The sequence below is a fragment of the Chryseobacterium taiwanense genome (assembly GCF_000813825.1).
In the GTDB taxonomy this organism is placed as follows: domain Bacteria; phylum Bacteroidota; class Bacteroidia; order Flavobacteriales; family Weeksellaceae; genus Chryseobacterium; species Chryseobacterium taiwanense.
Genome location: NZ_JWTA01000004.1, coordinates 135742 through 158710, shown reverse-complemented (window position 1 = coordinate 158710; position 22969 = coordinate 135742). Strand labels below are relative to the sequence as shown.

16 protein-coding genes are annotated in these 22969 nt (G+C 35.5%); 10 read left to right on the top strand and 6 right to left on the bottom strand.

Annotation, left to right across the window (positions count from 1 at the left end):
• Positions 1 to 2: 2 nt before the first annotated feature.
• Genes RM51_RS04340 through RM51_RS04330 form a run of 3 tightly spaced genes read right to left on the bottom strand, consistent with a single transcriptional unit; the run spans position 3 to position 5215 of the window.
• Positions 3 to 1319: a lysine N(6)-hydroxylase/L-ornithine N(5)-oxygenase family protein gene (locus RM51_RS04340; RefSeq protein WP_039365544.1), complete on the bottom strand. Its 1317-nt coding sequence runs from the start codon at positions 1317 to 1319 to the stop codon at positions 3 to 5.
• Positions 1312 to 3717, bottom strand: coding sequence for a GNAT family N-acetyltransferase (locus RM51_RS04335; protein WP_039365542.1), 2406 nt, complete (start codon positions 3715 to 3717; stop codon positions 1312 to 1314). Before RM51_RS04335 ends, RM51_RS04340 begins: the two co-directional genes overlap by 8 nt.
• Positions 3689 to 5215 carry a pyridoxal phosphate-dependent decarboxylase family protein gene (locus RM51_RS04330; RefSeq protein WP_039365540.1) on the bottom strand — a complete coding sequence of 509 codons (1527 nt, stop codon included), beginning with the start codon at positions 5213 to 5215 and terminating at the stop codon, positions 3689 to 3691. The genes RM51_RS04335 and RM51_RS04330 overlap by 29 nt, the downstream gene beginning before the upstream one ends.
• 215 nt (positions 5216 to 5430) lie before the next feature.
• Here RM51_RS04330 and RM51_RS04325 point away from each other — a divergent pair, with 215 nt between their 5' ends.
• Positions 5431 to 6528, top strand: coding sequence for a TauD/TfdA family dioxygenase (locus RM51_RS04325; RefSeq protein WP_039365538.1), 1098 nt, complete (start codon positions 5431 to 5433; stop codon positions 6526 to 6528).
• Between the two features lie 68 nt (positions 6529 to 6596).
• Here the strand turns inward: RM51_RS04325 and RM51_RS04320 are convergent, their stop codons facing one another.
• Both RM51_RS04320 and RM51_RS04315 read right to left on the bottom strand, forming a co-directional pair.
• The gene (locus RM51_RS04320) at positions 6597 to 7484 is read right to left on the bottom strand and encodes an EamA family transporter (RefSeq protein WP_039365536.1); all 888 of its coding nucleotides are present in this window, start codon (positions 7482 to 7484) and stop codon (positions 6597 to 6599) included.
• A gap of 50 nt (positions 7485 to 7534) precedes the next feature.
• Positions 7535 to 8038, bottom strand: coding sequence for a hypothetical protein (locus RM51_RS04315; protein ID WP_039365534.1), 504 nt, complete (start codon positions 8036 to 8038; stop codon positions 7535 to 7537).
• A 120-nt stretch (positions 8039 to 8158) separates the two neighbouring features.
• Here RM51_RS04315 and RM51_RS19035 point away from each other — a divergent pair, with 120 nt between their 5' ends.
• The 9 genes from RM51_RS19035 to kdpA all read left to right on the top strand — a co-directional run bounded on the left by RM51_RS19035 (position 8159) and on the right by kdpA (position 22447).
• Positions 8159 to 8485: a DUF6660 family protein gene (locus RM51_RS19035; RefSeq protein ID WP_052248390.1), complete on the top strand. Its 327-nt coding sequence runs from the start codon at positions 8159 to 8161 to the stop codon at positions 8483 to 8485.
• A 145-nt stretch (positions 8486 to 8630) separates the two neighbouring features.
• Positions 8631 to 12992, top strand: coding sequence for a CusA/CzcA family heavy metal efflux RND transporter (locus RM51_RS04305; protein WP_084110932.1), 4362 nt, complete (start codon positions 8631 to 8633; stop codon positions 12990 to 12992).
• A 1-nt stretch (position 12993) separates the two neighbouring features.
• Positions 12994 to 14241, top strand: a complete 1248-nt coding sequence (locus RM51_RS04300) for an efflux RND transporter periplasmic adaptor subunit (RefSeq protein WP_039365532.1) — start codon at positions 12994 to 12996, stop codon at positions 14239 to 14241.
• A gap of 304 nt (positions 14242 to 14545) precedes the next feature.
• Positions 14546 to 17881, top strand: a complete 3336-nt coding sequence (locus tag RM51_RS04295) for an SNF2-related protein (protein ID WP_039365530.1) — start codon at positions 14546 to 14548, stop codon at positions 17879 to 17881.
• A gap of 231 nt (positions 17882 to 18112) precedes the next feature.
• Positions 18113 to 18472 (top strand): DUF7674 family protein, encoded by a 360-nt coding sequence (locus tag RM51_RS04285; protein ID WP_039365527.1) that lies wholly within the window; start codon positions 18113 to 18115, stop codon positions 18470 to 18472.
• A gap of 11 nt (positions 18473 to 18483) precedes the next feature.
• Complete coding sequence (locus tag RM51_RS19660) at positions 18484 to 18618, top strand: hypothetical protein (RefSeq protein ID WP_262483690.1); 135 nt, start codon at positions 18484 to 18486, stop codon at positions 18616 to 18618.
• Positions 18619 to 18779: 161 nt separating this feature from the next.
• Entirely contained in the window at positions 18780 to 20129 is a 1350-nt protein-coding gene (locus tag RM51_RS04280) for a sigma-54-dependent transcriptional regulator (RefSeq protein ID WP_039365524.1), read from the top strand.
• Between the two features lie 366 nt (positions 20130 to 20495).
• On the top strand, positions 20496 to 20573 hold the full coding sequence (locus tag RM51_RS19685) for a potassium-transporting ATPase subunit F (protein WP_084110969.1): 78 nt from the start codon (positions 20496 to 20498) through the stop codon (positions 20571 to 20573).
• A 176-nt stretch (positions 20574 to 20749) separates the two neighbouring features.
• The gene (gene kdpA, locus RM51_RS04275) at positions 20750 to 22447 is read left to right on the top strand and encodes a potassium-transporting ATPase subunit KdpA (protein WP_039365522.1); all 1698 of its coding nucleotides are present in this window, start codon (positions 20750 to 20752) and stop codon (positions 22445 to 22447) included.
• Positions 22448 to 22547: 100 nt separating this feature from the next.
• Here the strand turns inward: kdpA and RM51_RS04270 are convergent, their stop codons facing one another.
• Positions 22548 to 22904, bottom strand: coding sequence for a four helix bundle protein (locus RM51_RS04270; protein WP_039365520.1), 357 nt, complete (start codon positions 22902 to 22904; stop codon positions 22548 to 22550).
• Between the last annotated feature and the right edge of the window lie 65 nt (positions 22905 to 22969).

Sequence of the window (22969 nt, the reverse complement as noted above, 5' to 3'; positions counted from 1 at the left end):
TGTTAAATTTGGGCGGTTGATATCTGAGCATATTTTTCTACATCAAAATCCTGGAAAGCAATTTTTTTCTCGATATGATAATGCTCTCTTCCCAGAATATCATTAATGATAGAGGAGTTCCTGTAAGCAGCCATTCCAAGATCGGTTGAAATGTAACTATGGGTATGAACTTCTGCATGAAGCACATAGATTTCTCCACCATTATGATCGATAGAATAATTTCTGTTTACATCAAACAAACCATTTGCATCTCTTTTAATTCTGTCCTGAATGTTTTCTAAAAATGCGGGTTCATGGTAACGGTACCCGGTTCCCAGAATCAGATAATCGGCTTCCTGTTCGTAAGGGATTTCCTGCTCTAACTGGGTAAATTCAAGATTGATGAGGTTGTCTCTGCTGTTATCAACGGTATTGAGCTGACTGTTTGGAATAATTTTAAGATTCGGATCGGCATTATCAATAGTAAGATCGTAAATGAAATCATAAATATCATTGATCAGATCATAATTGATTCCTTTAAACTGGCTCTGCTGTTTGCTTAAGATGGTTTTCTTTGCCTCAGGGTTTCTGTTATAAAAATACTCAACATAATCTGGAGAGGTCAGTTCTAAGGTTAGTTTAGAATATTCCATAGGGAAAAACCTGTCCGGTCGCGAATACCAACCTAATTCTGTTTTTATATCTCTGCTCTGAAGAAGGTCATAAAAAACTTCAGCCGCACTTTGCCCTGAACCGATTACGGCTATTTTACTTCCTTTTGAAAGAAGCTCTTCCTTACGGTAAAGATAGCTGCTGGTATGCAGTATACGCTGATCATCTTTAGGAATAAAAGAAGGAATATGAGGCTGCGTTCCGGTTCCTAACACCAAACGTTCCGTCCTGAAAACTGTTTTTTCCTTGGTTTGAGTATTAACCGTAGAGACATGATAAAGACCGTCTTCATAATGAATATCTACAACCTGAGTTGAAAACCGGCATTGTGGAAGCTGCTCAATTACCCATTGGCAATAGCGGTTGTATTCTTTTCTCGGGACAAAGAAATTCTCACGGATGAAGAACTGATAAAGCCTTCCCGTTATTTTAAGGTAATTCAGTAAACTTAAAGGATTGGTAGGATCTGCCATGGAGACACAGTCGCATAAAAACGGAGTCTGTAAAGTCACATGATCGATCATCAATCCGGGATGCCAGTCAAAACCGTCTCTCTGATCAAGAAACAGCGTTTTCAATTCCGGGATGGGGTGGGATAAAGCTGCCAATCCCAGATTAAATGGTCCTATTCCAATGCCAATGACATTATAAATGGGTTCATTATTCATTTTTTATGATGTTTGTGGTGATTTGTATATTTTTATTTTGTGGAAACTTTTCCCAGTACCATTCTCTGTAGCAGAAATTAAGATTGGCTTTTTTATGAGGCATTTCAATGACTTTATCTACTTTGAAGCCTACATGTGCTTTATTCATCATCGAAGCAAGAGAATCAACAGATCCTTCACCAACCATTTTTCCAACTTCCGGCTGTGCAAATACATAATCAACCATAGATTGGGTAGAAGGGGATACGTATTTTTTCTTCGGATCGGTCGGAGCAATGAACTGATGGGTTCCGTAATCTGTAGGTAAAACCTCATAATAATCTCCAACGATATCTCTACACGCCCAATACACTTCAATATTACAGCTGGGTTCATCGTTACTTGCAATAATGTAGCTATGTGCTTCGTCGCTTGGGAGCATCAGTCTGTAATAGGTTTCGAGCTCATCGATCGGCCAGTTCATCTGCCATATTTTTACGGCGTGTTCCCTGTTAAACCATTCATGAAGCATTTCCAGATCATTTTCCAGATCGATAGGTCTCATGCTGATGGTGACGTCTTCTTTAGGAAAATACCGTTTAAAGAAAACTTCCTTTCCCTGAGGATGAATCAATTGTTGTGAAAAGAAATACCTGTGAAGAAGATTGGGAACTTTAGCATAAGAAATAGAAGAAGCATTAATGCCTCCGTCTACATCAAGAATGGCAGACTGAAGATTTGATTTCACCGCCCAATACCTTTGGTGTAAAGCGTAATCTGTAAGATCTGACGGTTCTGACTGATGAAGACTGCTGAATTCGTCATAAAGAATATGGATGAGTTTTTGCTCTTCAATTAATCCTGTTTTGCCTAATGAAGAGATCAAAGCTGCAAAATTGCTTACCAGTAAATGATGGGAAATAATATCCAAAAGACGCTCATCTCTAATGAAAAGATCTTCAATCTCAGGACATTCTTCTATCGCTTTTTTGTATTTTTCTTTGTAGCTTTCCTTCAAAAGATATCCCTGTCCGTCTCTCACATAAATAGTTTGAGGAAGCAGTTCGTCATTAAGCTGGATAAGAAGATTCTGCTGATGGACTTCGGGAGCCATTCCAAATTCTTTAAATAAAGTATTTAAAGGAGGAAGCAGCAGTTGCGAATATCTTTTAAACCAAGTTAGAATTGCCTGTTCCGGTGATGTCTGTAAGGTTTCAGCAAGGTTTTTAAAGAAATCTGTAGTAAAATTATGATCTGTAGACTCGTCCTGACATAATCTCGCCAGTAAAAGCACTTTGTCCTGAGATGAAAAAGGATTTTCACGGACTAAAATATTAAAGCTGTCAATATTTTCTTTTTTAAAGAAAACACTTATGGTAGAAGGTTCTGAAAGCAGTTTGAAGTCTGGAAAAGTCTTTTCAAATAACGTTTTTCTGTCATTCCACCAGGCGGAAGAAGCATATCCTCTTCTGAGATCCTTTAAACTGTTGGTTCTTACAGATCCGGTCATCAAAACATGTAAAGAAAACTTTAGCATCCAGTTGAATTGCGGGCTGTAAAGTGTCCTGATCGATGAGGTAGCATAAAACTCTTCGCCCAGTTTACCGATGTGAATGACTAGTCCGGATCCTATGATTTCAGGATATTCTTCTGTTGACATTAAGTATTTTGCTTCCCAGGGATGGCACGGAACAATATAGTAATCCGCAATATTGTCAAAATAATATTCTTCGGGAACGGATGCCAGTGTGGCAAAAATCTCTTTTGCAGATATTCCAGAAAGAGATTGTTCAGAGATACAGTCTTTATGAATCAGGAAATAATCCAGCTGAAACCCATTCTCAAATTCAGGGGCATACAGTTTTTGCTCTTCTTCAGAAAATCCCATTCTTGATTTGGTGAAAGGATGTAGATTATGTCCTGCAGGAAGAATCTGCTCTGACTCCAAAAATGAATAACTGATGGGGTGTTGTCTCTCAGAAATTGCTTCTGAGGTTATTTGAAGATTCCTGACACTGCTTTTAATTCTTTGGGTAAAACGATCCAGTCCTTCTTCCGTAAAAGTATCGCAGAATTCTATGTAGATCATTTCGATTAATTCTTCCAAATGAACTTCAAAGATTTCGTTGTTGTTATGATCTACTGCCCAAATGGGAAAACCATATTCATGGAAGGTTGTTTTCGATCGATACGAAATGGGAGCGAATAAAAATATTCCGTTTTTCTTCATCTCAAATCTCATGTGAAGCGGATACTTGCTTTTTTCAAGAGCCTGTGCCGTCAACAGATCATGCTTCGGAACTCCCTGATAAAATTTTCCGTTTCCCAGTTCTCTCAACATTCCGTTGAGTACTACTCGAGCCGTTATTTTTTTGGCGCTTTCTCCAGTTTTACTTTTCTGTATTAAAGTCTTTTCCATGTTTTTTGATTGTAGTGAGAATTTGATGAATGTCTTCTGTGGTTGTAATAGGATTTAACAGAGTAAACTTTAAATAGAAGTTTCCGTTCACCTTAGTACTTGCCACCAAGATTTCTCCGCTGTAAAACAGTTTCATCTTAATAAAAAGGTTCAAAGCATTCGTATCTTCAATATCTGATCTGATATATCTGAAAACGAGTACACTCAGATCTGAATCAGAAAGGATTTCAAAATCAGGATCTTCAGAGATCATTGAAGCCGTATCTTTTGTAAGATCAATAACGGTGTCGGTATATTCAGCTAATTGCTCTTTTCCCATCATTCTTAACGTGAACCATAATTTCAAGGCATCAAATCGACGGGTACTCTGAGTGATGGATTTATTAATTTGAGCAGGAATTTCCTCTTCATCCATCTCTTTCGGATTCAGGTAATCGGCGTGATGTTTAAGAATAAGCAGTTCTCTTTTGTTTTTTACGATAAAAGCACTGCTGCTGATAGGCTGGAAAAATGATTTATGGTAATCAATCGTTACAGAATCTGCCCTTTCAATTCCGTTCAAAAGATCACGGTATTTTTCACTTAGCAGTAAGGCACATCCGTATGCGGCATCTACATGCATCCAGATATTGTATTGTTCGGCAATATCGGCGATATCTTCCAAAGGATCAACATTTCCGAAATCTGTGGTTCCTGCTGTCGCAACAATTCCGATAGGAATATTTCCCAGCTGTTCTTCTCTTTTTATGTATTTCTTCAATAAAGAAATATCCATACGGAAACGGTCATCTGTAGGAACTTTAATGATCGATTTTTCACCCAATCCCATGATAGAGGCATTTTTCAGATTACTGAAATGAGACTTATCCGAAACAAATATTCTGAAACGACCTGCTTCCGGCGATAAACCATCCATTTTTATATTGTGATTGTATCTTTTCTGAGAAAAACAGTCACGCATCATTACAAGTCCCATGAGATTACTTTGTGAACCTCCGGCTGTAAAAACTCCGTCACTGTCATTCACATCATAACCAATCTGTTTCGCCGTCCAGTCAATAAGTTTTCTTTCCATAAAAGTTCCTCCTGCACTTTGATCATAGGTATCTTGTGACGAATTGATGGCACTTACCAAGATTTCTCCTGCCAAAGCCGGAATAACTATAGGACAGTTAAGATGCGCTACATATTGAGGAAGGTGAAAAGCTGTAGCGTGTTTTACATAAATATCATCTACTTCAGCAAGAAGTTCATCATACGTTGAAAGTTTTTGATCAAGGTCAATCTGTTGTACCTTTTCTTTCATTTCTTTTGCTTCTATACCGCTGAACGGTTTTTTATTTCTAGAAAGAAATTCCTGAACAAGATCTGTAGTGGTATTGATCGCATTTCGATAATGCTCAGAATTGGCAGAATGAAAAATATTCTCAAAATTCCCCAAATTGTGAGGTAAAACTGCGTTTGAGAGCTCCTCTGAGGATATTAAATTGTTATTCATATACGTTTTTATAAAGTGATTTTGTAAATAGATAGACGGTCTATTATTTTGTATTATTTAAATTAATTTTCTGGTTATCAGTTTTTTAAGTTTTCATTTTTTTGTATTTTTTATTTGGTAGTTTATAAATTATTTCTAAATTTGAACTCGCTATTGTTATTTAGAATAATTAAAAACAAATATATTAATTATTAGCTAACACCAAATTTTTTTTTATGAATTCTACAGAAATTTTAAAAAAAGACCCAATTTCTCAAGTAAAAGTGCTTCCAACAGTGATTGAACTGACTTCAGAGGAACGAAAAATGATCAAAGACGCAGCAAAACATCTTCAGAAAAAATATGAGAACTATGAAAACCGTGAATTTATAAAGCAGATTCATCAGCTAGCTTCTTATTTTTTGCCCGAGAGAATATTAAATATAGCTGCCGATTTTTCCAGTGATTTTTCTAAGAATCAATATGGAGCCTTAATTTTTAAAGGGTTAATGGATATTGATCAGGAAAGTATCGGAACAACGCCTCCTAACTGGCAGTCAGCAGATTATTCAAAGTTCAGTTTATACGGTTTTGCGTGTGCACTGATTCATGGGGCGCTTCCTTCGAAACCTGTACAGTATTATTCGCAGCGTAAAGGAGGAGGACTGATCCATGCGATCATTCCTGACGAAAAAATGAGAGAAACACAGACTGGATCGGGCTCTTCGACGGATCTTTATGTGCATACGGAAGATGCATTCCTGAAACATCAGGCAGACTTTTTAAGTTTTATGTACATTAGAAATGAAGAACAGGTTCCTTCAACTCTTTATTCTATCCGTTCTCACGAATCCATTGGAGAAAATTACAGAGCTCTTTTTGATCGTATCTATAAAATTCCTAAGGATGCCAATTTAGAGAATGAACTTGATGAGGCAGACACATTAGATTCGGTTTTATATGGAAATCATCAGCTTCCATTTATGAGATTTGATGCAGCAGAACAGTTATTTAATCCAAGTATTAAACAAACTGAGGAGGCTCATTATCATCTGAAAGAATTTTGGGAAGAGGCGCGACATCTCATTTATTCAGGATTTACTCCACAAGCGGGAGATGTGATATTGGTTAACAATCATTTATGCGCTCACGGAAGATCTGCTTTTAAAGCCGGGGTGAGAAATGTAGACGGGATAGAAAATGAATGCGAAAGAAGAATTATGCTTCGTATGATGAGTAAAGTGAGTCTTATTGACATGAGAGCGCATACTTTGACAGAAGACCCGTTCTTTGTGATAGAAGAGCATTTAGGGAAAAATTTCCAACATTTTTAACAGAATAAGGAATATTTGAATACTTGATCAATGATTAAATCCTTTTTAAGTTTTATCTTAAGAAGGGTTTAATTTTTCATCAATATGATAAGGATGGAACCAGCGATCATAATTAATGAACCAAAAACTTTTTTTCTGATATCTTTTTCCTGAAAAAATTGATATCCAAAGATTATACTGACAATCGTAGACAGTTGAAACAGGGATAAAGCATATCCAACAGGCATATGATCGAAAACAAAATTGGTGGTGAACTGCATCGTTCCTATGCAGATAATAAGTAACAGAAACTTGAAGATGTTTCCGGTTTGAAGTGTGTATTTTAGCTCTTTACCTACTTTTATTTTGGCGAAAAATAGAACGATAAAGGAAAATAAAGCGCCAAAAGTACACCAGCTTATAAACGCTAAGGTTTTAGAAGAGACTAAAATGATTTTCTTTACAAAAATAGCTTCAATAGCGGTTAAAATCATTGCCCAAACTCTAAACTGAATTTCAGGTTTTTTGAAAAGTTTCCAGAAAAATTTTTCATCGGTAGTGTCTAAAACATAATAGCTTCCGTAAATAATTAGAATAATCCCCAGAATTCCCCAAATGTTTGGAATTTCAGAAAGAAGAAAAATTCCAAAAATAATCCCGACCACAGATTTATAGGAATTTATAGGACCTAAAACTGACAAATCACCCATTTGAAGAGCTTTCACCAAAAATCCATTTCCAACAGCACCTGCAATTCCTCCTAAAATGGAATACATCCAAAAATTTTTAGGTAAAAAAGGAACATCTATAAAGAAAAGTAGAGTACAGCAAAAAACGGATAGTAAAAAGTACGTTAAAAAATTGACGATTAATGGATGATTGTTTTTTGAAGTAAGCTGCTTTTGGTAAACATTTGCTAAAGGATTTGAAATGACTCTCAAAACTACTGCAATTGTTACTGAGACTGTTTCTATCATGTAATCGGCGACTTTTTTATTATTATGTGATTATTTTCTGAGTAAAGTTTTTAAGGTGCTTCAGGTGGTTCCGGAAAATTATTTTTACTCTTAAAATCAAAATTTCGTTTAGTTTCAGTTAATTTCAACGATTTCTTTGTTTCATATATCCAATATGCAAATTTCTCTAAAGACTTTGGAATAGAATGACTGTGAGTTTTAATGGTTTTCTCAATCCCATCTTTTTTTATGTGAAAATTATAATATTCACCATCTGAGTATCTTTCAAAATAAAGAGTGTCAAGAGTTTTAAAGTTGATACTTTCTACAAAACTATCTAGTTTTATTTTTTGTGATGTATTTAAAACTGCAAGATAGTTTGTTTCGCTTTTAGTGGTTTTATTTTGAAATGATGACCAATTTTCACGAATATAAACAGAATCATTTTTGCTGTCAAATTTTATTGAAAAATCTGTTTCAAAAGTATTTCCAAAAGAAAAATCAAACTCATCAAAGGTTTGCTTTTTACAGTTTAAAAGGGAAATTAATAAAATTAAGAGTGATATTTTTTTCATTTGTTTTTTAGAGAGGGAAGTAGGATCAAATTATAATACTCAAAGATAAAAAGTTTTATTGGGCTGCAATTCTTTTAAACTTCAATTTTTCAAATGTAAAATTTTTATACATTTGCCCTAATGTATTTATTCAGATTGCTTTTAACATTCTATTTCGTGGCATTGTCTATCATGCCATGTAATGATGTTGCTGCTAAGCAACTGAATGCTAATATAAGTTTTACTTATGTAAATAATCCGCAGGAACATTCCCATGCAAGCAATGATGCCTGTTCGCCGTTATGTTTTTGCAATTGTTGCCAGATCACGGTAACCTCTTTTAAAATAGAACCGATCATTACCTTTCCGGAGCAGGTTCGTAGCTATTTTTCAAAGAAAATCTTTTTCCAGAAAAATGATTTTGTCTATTTGGTGTATGACCAAATATGGCAACCTCCTAAAATTTAATTTTTATTGATTTTTCATGGAAGACTTCTGTCTTTCATCAATTCGTTATGAAATCTTTGCAATTCCGTTGCATGGAGTTTCTTTTCATTTTTGTCATTCTGTTTAAAGATTTTAAGCAGAACGACTTCAATAAAAATTACATTCAATGTTAGATAAAATCATAAGATTTAGCATCAAGAATAAAATAGTCATTGGAATAATGACTTTGATGCTGGTCATTTGGGGAACTTGGAGTGCCTCAAAATTACCGATTGATGCTGTACCCGACATCACCAACAATCAGGTACAGATTATTACTGTATGTCCTACGCTTGCAGGGCAGGAAGTGGAGCAGTTGGTTACATTTCCTATTGAACAAAGTATTGCCAATATTCCTGATATAGAAGAAACGAGAAGTATTTCAAGGTTTGGGTTATCTGTGATTACGGTTGTTTTCAAAGAAAATGTAGATATTTATTTTGCCCGACAGTTAATCAACGAACAGATAAAGCAAGCCGTTGAAGAAATCCCGAAAGGAGTAGGAATGCCTGAATTAGCTCCTGTAAGTACAGGTTTGGGAGAAGTCTATCAATATATTCTCCATCCGAAAAAAGGAAGTGAGAAAAAATATACCAGCAAAGAACTGCGAACTATGCAGGACTGGATTATCCGAAGACAATTAAACGGAACTCCGGGAGTGGCCGAAATCAACAGCTTTGGTGGAGAGCTTAAGCAATATGAAGTAGCCATCAATCCGGACCGTTTGAAAGCAATGGGAATCAGTATTACCGATATTTTCACAGCACTGGAAAAAAATAATCAGAATACTGGAGGCGCGTATATTGATAAAAAACCGAATGCCTATTTTATAAGAGGAATCGGCATGGTAACGTCAATAGAAGATATAAAAAATATTGCCGTAAAAAATGAAACGGGAAGTATTCCTATTTTTATAAAAGATGTGGCCAATGTAGGTCTTGGACATGCCATTCGTTATGGTGCTTTGACTTATAATGGAGAAGTTGATGCAGTAGGAGGGGTTGTGATGATGCTGAAAGGAGCCAACAGTAATGAAGTCGTGCAAAGAATTAAAGATAAAATTCCGACGATTCAGAAATCGTTACCTGATGATGTGATTATTGAGCCGTTTCTGGACAGAACTGATTTGGTTGACAGAGCAATTAATACTGTAGAGAAAAATCTAATTGAAGGAGCCTTGATTGTCATATTTGTTCTGGTACTTTTTCTTGGAAATTTTAGAGCAGGATTAATTGTAGCTTCGGCTATTCCGCTTTCTCTTTTGTTTGCGTTAGGAATGATGAATGTTTTTGGTGTAAGTGCCAATTTAATGAGTTTGGGAGCGATCGATTTCGGGTTGATTGTAGACGGAGCGGTCATTATTGTAGAAGCAACCATCCATCATTTAGGACTAAGAAAAACAACAAGAATGCTGACTCAATCTGAAATGGATGAAGAAGTCTTCTTATCCGCTTCAAAAATCAGGAGCAGCGCGGCTTTCGGGGAGATTATAATTCTGATTGTTTACATCCCTATTTTAACATTAGCGGGGGTAGAAGGAAAAATGTTTACACCGATGGCCAAAACGGTAGGATTTGCCATTTTGGGAGCCTTGATCTTGTCACTGACCTATATTCCGATGATGAGTGCATTATTTTTATCTAAAAAAATATCTCGAAAAGAGACTTTTTCGGATAAAATGATGAACAGATTGCAAAGAATCTATAAGCCATTGTTGGAGAAAGCTTTAAAAATAAAATATGTTTTAGTAGGAGGGACCATTGCTCTATTTGCGGTATCGATTTTCCTATTTAACAGGATGGGTGGTGAGTTTATTCCGCAATTGCAGGAAGGAGATTATGCTTTCCATTGTATTCTTCCACAAGGAAGTTCACTGAGTCAGAGTATTGAAACCTCAATGCAGGCTTCAAGAATCATCAAACAATTTGATGAAGTAAAAATGGTGGTAGGAAAAACAGGATCGGCAGAAGTTCCTACAGATCCCATGCCGCCTGAAGCTTCCGATTTGATTATCGTTTTAAAGCCGAAAGAGGAGTGGAAAAGCAAAAAATCCTATGATGAATTGGCCGATGAGATTTCCGAAAAACTGGAAACCATTCCGGGAGTATTTTTTGAGAAGAATCAGCCGATCCAAATGCGTTTTAATGAATTGATGACCGGGATCAGACAAGATGTAGCTGTAAAGATCTTTGGTGAAAATTTGGATTCACTGGCAATATATGCAGATAAAACAGCAAAAATAATTTCATCGGTTGAAGGAGCGACTTCGCCGCAGATCGAGCGGGTAAGTGGTCTTCCGCAAATCAATGTGGAGTACGACAGAACCAGAATGGCAAATTACGGATTGAATATTGAACAGGTCAATAATGCTTTAAGCACCGCTTTTGCGGGGCAGACTGCAGGTCAGGTTTTCGAGAACGAAAGAAGGTTTGATTTGGTGGTGCGTTTAGACAGTCTCCACAGAACAAATATTGATGATGTAAATAATCTGATGATTTCTACGAATTCCGGAGCGCAGATTCCGCTTTCTCAGGTGGCGAATGTGAGTTACAAATTAGGACCTGCCCAAATCAGCCGTGAAGAAGGAAAACGTAGAATTGTAATAGGCTTTAATGTAAAAGACCGGGATGTAGAAAGTGTTGTAAAAGATATTCAGGCAAGACTGGACAAAGTGAAATTACCATCAGGATATTATTTCACGTACGGAGGTCAGTTTGAAAATCTGCAGGCTGCAAGTCAACGATTGATGATTGCGGTACCGGTTTCATTATTGTTGATATTTATGCTGTTGTATTTTACATTCCATTCCTTTAAACAGGCGGCATTGATCTTTACAGCGATTCCGATGAGTGCAATAGGAGGTGTTTTCGCTTTATTGCTTAGAGATATGCCTTTCAGTATCAGTGCCGGAATAGGATTTATCGCTCTATTTGGTGTGGCCGTTCTTAACGGAATTGTTTTGATCGGAACTTTCAACCAATTAGAAAAAGAGAGAGAAACCAATATGATAAAACGTGTCATTGAAGGCACAAAAACAAGATTACGACCTGTACTGATGACAGCAACTGTTGCTTCATTAGGATTTTTACCGATGGCCATTTCTACGGGAGCCGGAGCGGAAGTTCAGAAACCTTTGGCAACAGTAGTAATAGGAGGTTTGATTACCGCAACTTTCCTTACGCTGTTCGTATTACCGCTGCTGTATATTATTTTTAATACAAAAGTTGATATAAAAAAGATAAAACCTAAATCAGTAACGACAGTTGTCGTGTTAGGATTTTTATGCTTTGGACAGACTTTTAAAGCACAGCAAAGAACCTCTTTAACCGAGGAACAGGCTGTACAAATGGCGTTGATTAATAATGAGTTGGTCAAATCAAAAGATCTAGATATCAAAGCCAGTGAAGCTTTACAACCTACTGCCAAAGAACTCCCAAAATTGAATTTTGATGCACAAGTAGGGCAATATAACAGTAAAAAGTTTGACCAGTCTTTTTCGATCTCGCAAAATATTCCGTTTCCGACCTTATTTAAAGCTAAAAAAGAGCTGATTGCTGAAGAGATCAAAGGAAAACAGATTAATAAAGAGATCTCTGTCAATGAACTGGCAAAACAGGTCAGAACCTATTATTATCAGATTGAATATTTGCAGTACAATCAATTAAAGCTGAAAAACCTCGATAGTCTGTATCAGGATTTTATAAGAATTGCTACGGTACGATTTAAAGCCGGAGATATTAAAAAAATTGAGATCAATACGGCAGAAACTCAAAAAGGAGAAATTAACCTGTTGCTCAATCAAAATGAGGTATATCTTACCAATGCTTATAAAAGTTTAAAAACATTGCTCAATACTTCAGAAGAGATTACCGTTCCTGCCAATAAAAATTATTATCCTCTAAAAGCTGATGATGTTCTTGACAGTCTTTCTATTGCGAAACATCCCACTGTGAAAGCATTCTATCAGGAAATGGAGATTGCAGAAAAAAATAAGAAGGTTGAAAAGTCTCAGGGACTTCCGGAATTTACGATCGGGTATACCAATCAGTCTTTGATGGGTTTTCAGACAATCAACGGGATGGAGCGGTATTTCAATGGAGGAAACCGGTTTCATTCAGGAACGATAGGAGTTTCCATTCCATTGACTTTCGGGGCAACAAAAGCGAGAATGCAATCCTGGGAACTTCAGAAGCAAATGGCAGAATCTAATGCGAAATTACAGACAAAGCAACTGGAAACACTTTTGGAAAATGCATTCAATCAATATCTGCAAAATGTAAAACAATATGAGTATTATATGAATCAGGCAATTCCGAATGCAGAAAAGATTATAAAAGCAGGACAGCTGGGATATAAAACAGGTGAAATATCGTATGTGGAATATCTTTTCGCTCTGCAAACTGCTGCCAATATTCAGCTGAAATATCTGGAATCCATCCAAAAGGTAAATGAATCTGTAATTACTATCAATTCTATAATTAATAAATAAAATGAACATTAAATATCATATCATCGCTTTTGTATTTATTTCACTTTTTGCCATAAGCTGCGGAAAAAAAGAGGATGCAGAAAAAACGGTGGAACAACCCAAAACCGAGCAGAAAGAAGAAAATCATGAAGAAGCTCCCCAAACGATTGCAGAACTGACCGAAGAGCAAATGAAATCGGTAGGAGTGAGTCTGGCAACGATTGAAATGAAAGAACTGACCTCAACCATTAAAGCCAATGGTTTGTTAAGAGTTCCTAACAATAGAAAAGCAACAGTAACTTCTTTGTATGGCGGAGTTATTAAAACCATTAACGTTCAGATCGGTGATTTTGTGAGAAAAGGTCAGGTATTGGCTACCATAAGCAATCCTGAATACATTCAGCTGCAGGAGCAATATTTGACGATAAACAGTAGAATTACCTATGCAGAACAGGAATACAGAAGACAAAAAGAACTTTTCGATAATGATGCAGGAGCAAAAAAGAATCTCCAAAGTGCAGATGCAGAATTAAAAAGCCTGAGAACTCAACGGTCTTCTGTAGAAAGACAGCTTCAGATGATGGGAATAAGCCCGGGAAAAGTAACAAATGGTAATTTACGATCAGGATTGGTTATTACCTCACCAATCAGCGGGACAGTGAGTAATATCAATGCACAGATCGGAAGTTATGTAGATGTTTCTTCTCCGGTGTTGGATGTTATTGATAATAATTCCATTCATCTTGATCTTCAGGTGTTTGAAAAAGATTTGCCTAAAATGAAAATAGATCAGATCGTTCATTTTAAGCTGACCAATAATCCTGAAACCGAATATGATGCAAAAATATACAGCATCGGTTCCTCTTTTGAAAATGAAAGCAAAACAATCTCAGTTCATGCCAATGTTACAGGAAATAAAGAAGGATTAATTGACGGAATGAATATCACGGGAATTGTAAGTCTGGATAAATCGGTTACTCCTGCAATTCCCAATGAAGCAATCGTAGAAGCAGATGGAAAATATTATGTCTTTGTACAGACCAATAAAAAAGCAGAAGCGCATGAAGAGGAAAAAGGTCACGGGAAAGAACCGAAACAGCATTTAAATACTATGAGTTTTGAAAAAATTGAAGTGGTAAAAGGATCTACGGATATGGGATACACAGCAATTACTCCAGTAAGTACAATTGATCCTGATGCAAGAATTGTGGTAAAAGGAGCCTTTTTTGTGAATGCAAAACTGTCTAATTCAGGAGAACACGAGCATTAAATTTTTCTAAGTGAAATTCTTTTCGGAGGATTTCACTTTTTTACTATTTTTATTTAACCACAAAAGACACAAAAGAATCAGATAATCTATTTAAAGTTTATCATTAAAATGAAAAAAGAAAACACCAGTCTTTAAAAATCTTTGATTTTTATTCTTTTGAGAACTTTATTATCTAATAGCATCTACTGATATAGCTTTTGTGTCTTTTGTGGTTAAATTCAAAGAGCCGATTAATTAAATAGAAAAAGTATAAGCAAGTTTTCTATTAATTTTCAGAAATTTGCCGCTTAGCCGGAAATCAGTAATGGAATTATCAGAAGAATATATACTATTCAATACCAATATCAGTACACTTTCAGTGTATGAATTGCTGAAACATACCCAAAACGGAAGTTTTATGGAAAACAGAGACTTCCAAAATATTTATCCCATTGCTCTTGAACTGAATGTTGGCGTGTTTACTAAAAACAATGCAACCTTTGATTTTCCCAGAGTTTCGGTAAGCCAGATCGGAAATGATATTATTTCATCCTGCTCCTGTGATCATGATGATCAAAAATTGTGTGAACATCAGGCTGAGATCATTCATTGTATTCTTGAGAAAGAAGACTTTCGGATATTCTATGATAATAACCTTCGCCGTAAAATGTTAGTACGATCAGCGAAAGGATATGGCTTGGAAAATGAATCGAATCTGGATGCCTACTTTCAATTAAATTATGGGGATGGAAAGCTGAGTATCGAAAGTAAAATAAAAGAACTGCTGAAAATAGACGAACAGGCTTTTAAGAAAGATCTCATTCCTCAACAACAATCTCTGATCAAGAAATTAGCGGCTCAGGAAACAGATAAAAAACAGATCCTTGTTATTGGAAGGCACCGCTATTACAACCAACTGAGCTTTTTGCTCATGGAAGCGGATATCACACAGACCGGAAAAATTAAAAATCCGGTAAGCAGTACAGATCCGATGAATCTGATATGGAAGGCTGAAAGTACTTTAGCCATTAAATTTTATACAGCCCTTGTTGTTTTCCAGAATAAATACAATGAAGACAATACCGATACTGAACTGGATGCTTTACAGCAAATTATTAAAAATCCCTTAGATTTAGATACCTATTTTCATGACAGAGAGATTTCTGAAACGATATCTTCAAAATCTCTGATTCCTGTAGATGTAAAGGTTTTAAAAGCTGAAATACAGCTGACTGTATTTAAAAAAGAACCGTTTTTTGAAATTACCGGTGAACTTGTTTTTAATGATGTTTCAATTCCTTTCAAAAATGTGGTGATCCGGAATGAAAACTTTGTCTATCATCAGCAGACTTTTCATTATGTAGATCATCCCGATATGCTTCGGGTGCTTAAGTTCTTTAAAGCTAATAATGAAATTTTATTGGTTCATTCTTCCAAATATGAAGAATTTGTTCAGCATGTTTTGGCTCCTTTAGAGAATCTGGTTCATATTAATTACAGCTATATCCGAAAAGCCACTTCTGTAGAACTTATTGAGAAAAAATTTGAAGTAGAACGCATTGTTTACCTTAATCAGACAGGGAATTTCATCTCCATTATTCCTGTCATGAAGTATGGGGAAGCAGAAGTTCCGGTTTATTCCAGAAAGCAGATTTTTGATACTGATCAGAACGGAAATGAATTTACAATAGAGCGCGATTATAATGCAGAAATTGCTCTCACTTCGGTGATCATGAATCAGCATCCTGATTTTAGTGAACAGTTGGAAGGACGTGAATATTTCTATCTGCATAAAGATAAATTTTTAGAAGAAAACTGGTTTCTCAACACTTTTGAAATATGGAGAAATGAAGGAATTAGCATTCTTGGATTTAATGAAATTAAAAATAACAGGCTCAATCCTCACAAAGCCAAAATAACCATAGAGGTCAATAGCGGAATTGATTGGTTTAATGCTAAATTGAAAGTTCATTTCGGAAAAAAGAAAGCCACGCTGAAACAGGTACACAGAGCGCTCCGAAACAAAAGCAAATTTGTACAGCTGGATGATGGTTCTCACGGGATTTTACCCGATGAATGGATCGAAAAAATAAACAGATATTTTCAGGCAGGAGATATAGATGAAGACTTACTAAAAATTCCTAAAGTCAATTTTACGGAAATATCCGATTTATTTGAAAAAGAAGTGTTGAGTGAAGAAGTACAAAATGAAATTACGACTTACCACGAGCAATTTTTAACTATAAACCGATCTGAAATATCAGTTCCTGCTGAGTTGAATGCAGAACTCAGAGATTATCAGCGGGAAGGACTGAACTGGCTGAATTTTTTAGACAATTTCAATTTCGGAGGCTGTCTTGCCGATGATATGGGATTGGGAAAAACCTTACAGATCATTGCCTTTATCTTATCACAAAGAGAAAAATACGGACATACAACCAATTTGGTGGTGGTTCCGACCTCTTTACTGTTCAATTGGCAGGAAGAAATACAAAAATTTGCCCCTTCTCTGAAAATATTTACGCATTACGGAGCAGAAAGGGAGAAAAGTATCACAAAGATAAATGAATATGAGATCGTATTAACGACGTATGGAATGGTATTGTCTGATATTCGTTTTCTGAAAAATTTCCGTTTCAATTATATCTTTTTAGATGAATCACAGGCAATTAAAAATCCCAATTCAGAAAGATATAAAGCCGCGCGTTTATTACAGTCCAGAAACAGAATCGTCCTTACAGGAACGCCTGTTGAAAACAATACGTTTGATCTCTACGGGCAGCTTTCTTTTGCCTGTCCCGGATTGTTGGGAAGCAAGCAGTATTTCAAAGATATTTATGCAATCCCGATCGATAAATTTGAGTACAGCAAAAGAGCATTGGAACTTCAGCAAAAAATAAAACCTTTCATCCTCCGAAGAACAAAAAAACAGGTTGCCAGTGAATTACCCGAAAAAACGGAGATGGTCATTTACTGTGAAATGAATGCGGAGCAACGCAAAATTTATGATAATTACGAACAGGAACTGCGCGAATTTATTTCCGCTTCCAATGATGACGATATCACAAAAAATAATATGCATGTTTTAACAGGGTTAACGAAACTCAGACAAATATGCAATTCTCCGGTACTTTTAAAAGAAGGACATTCCGGAAATAATGCCGTGAAGATTGAAATCCTTACCGAACAGATTGAAAATAAATCCAAAGAACACAAAATATTGGTTTTTTCCCAATTTGTAGGAATGCTCGATCTTGTTAAAGCGGAACTGGAGAAAAAGAATATTCCGTTTGAATATCTTACGGGGCAAACGAAAGACAGAGGAACCAAAGTTCAGAATTTCCAGACCAATGATGAGGTTCGGGTATTTTTAATCAGCTTAAAAGCAGGAGGAGTTGGTTTGAATCTTACCGAAGCAGATTACGTATACCTTATTGATCCATGGTGGAATCCGGCCATCGAAAATCAGGCGATCGACCGAAGCCACAGAATCGGACAGACAAAGCATGTAGTCGCAGTTCGGCTGATTTGTGCGAATACGGTGGAAGAAAAAATCATGAATATGCAAAAGAAAAAACATAAGCTGGCTCAGGATTTAATTAAAACAGATGCTTCTTTTTTTAATAATCTGTCAAAAGACGAGCTGCTGGAAATTTTGTAATTGAAATTAATCTTTAAAAACAACTTTACTGTCAGAGTAAAATAGAGGGAATTCTGCTGATAAAACTATTTTACCAATGATCATATTGAGAAAAAGACTATCAAAACGATAGTCTTTTTTATTTCTAATTATCATAGAATTTAATATAACTATTTGATTTTTAGATTGTAATTTTTTGCTCGTCGAAAAAGGAATATAAATTGGCATCAATGATTCAAAATAATTCTAAAAATGAATCATACAGAAGCAATACAGGAAATCGTAAAAGTAATTCCGGAATCAGAAGAAGAATTCAAAGATACCTTTAGAACCAGAAACTCTTTTATGGTAATTAATGTTTTCACAAAACAAATAAAGAAACTTATTGGGAATAAAGATCAGAAAGTTTTGATTCTCTGCCTTAATAAAATGGATGAGATGTATAAAAAGGGAGATCAGGCTTTGAAAAATGCTATAGAATCTGTTTTTATCTATTCTTTAGACAGCCTTACGTTTACCTGTGACAAAGCATACAAAAATCTGATTTTTGAAAAGATCCCTGTGCCTTTGAAAAATGCTTACCTACACCAAGTTTATAAATCAGGAATTTAAAATATTTGACTATGAAAATAAGAAAACACGGAAGTTGGGAACAGTGGAAAAAAACTTCCAAATTACACGGAACAGAAGTTTTTGCTACCCATATTATTGTGATTGTAGGAGTATTTGTAATTGCAGCTATCATGCAGTATATGTAATTATTTCGCAGTTAATTTTGTTAGTTTTGATAAACAGCAGGCAATTTTCCAGTCTGCTGATTTTTTGTTTGTAGACCTGCCTTCAAAAAATGTGGCTAAATTTTTCATAAAAAGAAAAAACAGGAAAAGATAATTTTAAATTTGTAAATAAAATAAAAGCAGTGAGTAAAATACTGGTTATTGACGACGAAGAGAAAATAAGAACTTTATTATCCAAAATTCTAAGCCTTGAAGGATTTGAAGTATTTCAGGCTTCCGATCTTGCGAATGCCTCAAAGAGATTAGAATTTAGCGACATCGATGTGGTGGTTTGCGATGTCAAATTGCCGGATGGAAGTGGGGTTGATTTCGTAAAAAAAATAAAAGAGAAATATGATGTTGTTGAAGTTATTTTATTAACCGCTTTTGGTAATATTCCCGATGGCGTTCAAGCGATCAAAAATGGTGCTTTTGATTACATTACAAAAGGAGATGACAACAATAAAATCATTCCATTGGTATATAAAGCATTGGAAAAAGCTTCTCTGAATAAGCGTATTTCTCAGTTGGAAAAACAATTGGGAGATAAACATTCATTTGATTCAATAATCGGACATTCAAAAAAACTTAAACTAGCCGTTGAGTCAGCAAAAAAGGTGGCCGTTACGGATGCAACCGTTTTGTTAACAGGAGAAACAGGAACAGGAAAAGAAGTTTTCGCCAATGCTATTCACAATGCCAGTAAAAGAACGAAATATAACTTTATCGCGATCAACTGTTCAGCTTTCAGTAAAGAATTATTGGAAAATGAATTGTTTGGACATAAAGCAGGAGCCTTTACAGGAGCGATAAAAGATTCTAAAGGAATTTTTGAAGAAGCAAATAACGGAACTGTTTTTCTGGATGAAATCGGTGAAATGCCTTTGGATCTTCAGGCAAAACTTCTTCGTGTGTTGGAATCCGGAGAGTTTTTGAAAGTAGGAGACAATAAACCTACGAAAATTGATGTTAGAATCATTGCAGCGACCAATCGTGATCTTGAAAAAGAAATTGAAGAAGGTAATTTTAGAGAAGACCTTTATTACAGAATCAATATTTTCACCATGACTCTGCCTCCGCTTCGTGAGAGAATCAATGATATTGAAGATTTGGCGTATAGTTTTTTAAAGAAATTTTCGGTTAAGATCGGAAAAAAGATTTCAGAACTTTCCCCCGATTATCTGGAAGCGCTTAAAAGGCATCCTTGGAAAGGAAACATTCGTGAATTAAGAAATATTATTGAAAGAAGTATTATTCTGACGGAAGGAGATCATTTACAGGTGGAATCATTGCCTTATGATTTTCAGAATCTAAATGAAGAAAAAATAAAAGGGAAAATCTTGTCGGCTTTTGAATTGGCCAGTGCAGAAAAAATTCATATTCAAAAAGTTCTTAATTATACAAACGGAAATAAAACCGAAACCGCTCGTTTACTCAATATAGCATTAACGACTTTGTACAGGAAACTTTCTGAATACGGAATCACTTCATAAGATGATATAACCCTTTCAAAATACTATTAAGACCCTTTCAAAATGAAAGGGTTTTTCTTTTGGTATATCTGCTGTTTTAATTTTAATGAATTGAAATATAGTTTGTTGTGATTTTTTATTCTTGGCGGTCTTATTATTGAGAATATTCTGGCATACAATAAAAATTTTGGTATGCAAAACTGGAAATTAAAAATAATAAAAAGGTTTAAACCTTGGCATTTACTCTTGCTTCTTTACGGATCAATTGTGTTTATAGGACTTGCGATAAAAATCTTCTAATATAAGAACAATGACAGCTATTTTGACACTTACAGGATTAGTACTGTTTGTACTTTTCTTTTTAATCATTAAATCTTTCGAAAAAATATGATCGCACTATTCGTTATTGCCATTGCCGTATTTGCCTATGTATGCTACGTTTTGGTAAAACCAGAAAAATTCTAAAAGAATGATGAGTCCAAATTCTAAAGAAAAATTGAAGGATTGGCTAGACTTAATTTTTTGGACATCCTTCGTGATAGCCTTTATTTATCTGGTACTATTTGTTAAAGGCTTAGCCTTAACATAAGACACCACCACATCACAAACAGATAAACTACAATAAATTATTATTTAAAAAAATGAATACAGAAATTACAGGAATTGTTCTCATGTATGCTTTAGTGGTTTTGCTTGCAATTCCTCTGGGAAGATATATCGGGAAGATCTTTACTAAAGAAAAAACCTGGCTGGACGGGATTTTTAATCCTATCGACAAAATTTTTTACAAAATCTCCGGGGTAGATCCTGAAAAGGAAATGAACTGGAAACAACATCTTGCAGCATTACTGACGATAAACGTTGTTTGGTTTCTGATCTCAATGTTTGTTCTTACCAATATGAGCTGGCTGCCTCTCAATCCGGATCATAATCCGTCTATGAGTGGAGATTTGGCATTTAATACCTCGGTAAGCTTTGTTACGAACACCAACTTACAGCATTATTCCGGCGAAACAGGAATGTCATATTTAGGACAATTGGTTTTAATGCTTTGGCAGTTTATCTCTGCAGGGTGTGGTATTGCGATTGCTGCCGTAGTTTTTCTTGCCATGAAAGAAAGAGCAACTGATAAATTGGGAAATTTTTACTTCTTTTTTGTAAGAAGCTGTACAAGAATTTTATTGCCAATTGCCATTGTAGTAGCAACATTATTGGTATTCAACGGAACCCCAATGACATTTGAAGGTAAAGACACAATAACCAATTTACAAGGTGATAAAATAGAAGTCAGTCGTGGTCCGGTTGCTGCATTTACGGCAATAAAACATTTAGGAACAAACGGTGGTGGGTTTTTTGGACCTAATTCGGCTCACCCTTTCGAAAATCCTAATTACTTCACCAATATCGTAGAAATTGTAACTCAGATGCTGATTCCTTTGGCAATGGTTTTTGCAATGGGATATGTTGTCAGAAGACGAAAATTAGCTTGGACAGTATTTGGAGTCATGACAATAGGTTTCTTATTGCTTACCATCCCGACGGTTATTACCGAAGTAAATGGTAATCCTGCGATTTCTCATATGGGAATTTCTCAGACCATGGGGAATATGGAAGGTAAAGAAGTTCGTTTTGGTTCTGCAGCATCTGCTTATTGGAGTATTGCAACAACCGTAATTTCTACAGGAAGTATCAATTCTATGCATGATAGTTTTATGCCATTAAGCGGTATGAATCAAATGCTTGGAATGATGGTGAATTGCTTCTACGGAGGAGTAGGAGTCGGATTTCTGAATTTTTATATTTTCATCATTCTTGCCGTCTTTATCAGTGGATTGATGGTAGGAAGAACACCCGAATTTTTAGGAAAGAAAATTGAAGCAAGAGAAATGAAAATAGCCATGATTATTGCGCTTCTTCATCCTCTTTTAATCCTTTCAGGAACGGCGATTGCGAGTTATTTATACTCTCAGGATCCTGAAACGTACGGAAGTTGGTTGAATAACCCGGGGTATCACGGTTTCAGTGAAATGCTATATGAATTTACCTCGTCCAGTGCGAACAACGGAAGCGGTTTTGAAGGACTAGGAGACAACACTCCTTTCTGGAATATCGCCTGCGGAATTGTAATGCTAATGGCTAGATACTTACCAATTATTGGTCCGGTTGCTATTGCAGGAAGCCTTGCCGCTAAAAAATATATTCCTGAAAGTGCGGGAACATTAAAAACAGATACTTCAACATTCGGACTGATGGTATTTGCAGTAATCGCTATTGTAGCAGCATTGTCATTCTTCCCGGCATTGGCTTTGGGACCTATCGCAGAATATTTTTCTATGTAGAAAGAGAAGTGAGAAGTGAGAAGTTAAAAGTTAAAAGTAAGAAGTGGAGTCACTACAGCTCACTTTTTACATATAACTTCTCACCAAATAAAAAAAGATATTACTCACTAAGCAACTTTCGCTTCAAACCATAAACGAGTTTTCCAATTAAATCAAGCTTATTATTTAGCAAATGGAATTCTTCATTAGATAAAAATTCTAATTCAAATGAAATGATCAATAAAGTATCAAGTTCAGCAATAGATCCAATGGATATATCAAGAAAGCGGACAAATTCTTTTTTACTGGTTCTTGCAGCTCCTTCTGCGATATTTAAAGGAATGGATAATGCAGCTCGCCGCATTTGTGAAGTGGTGCCAAAAAGTTCTTCTTTAGGAAAAGATTTGGTAACAAGATATACTTCTTTAATCAAAGAAATACTGTCGCCCCAGGCTTTTAAATTTCTATGTGGTTTCATCAAAAATGTGTTAAAAAATAAATATAAGTATAAAAACTTGAATGTGAATGATTTTTACTCTTTTC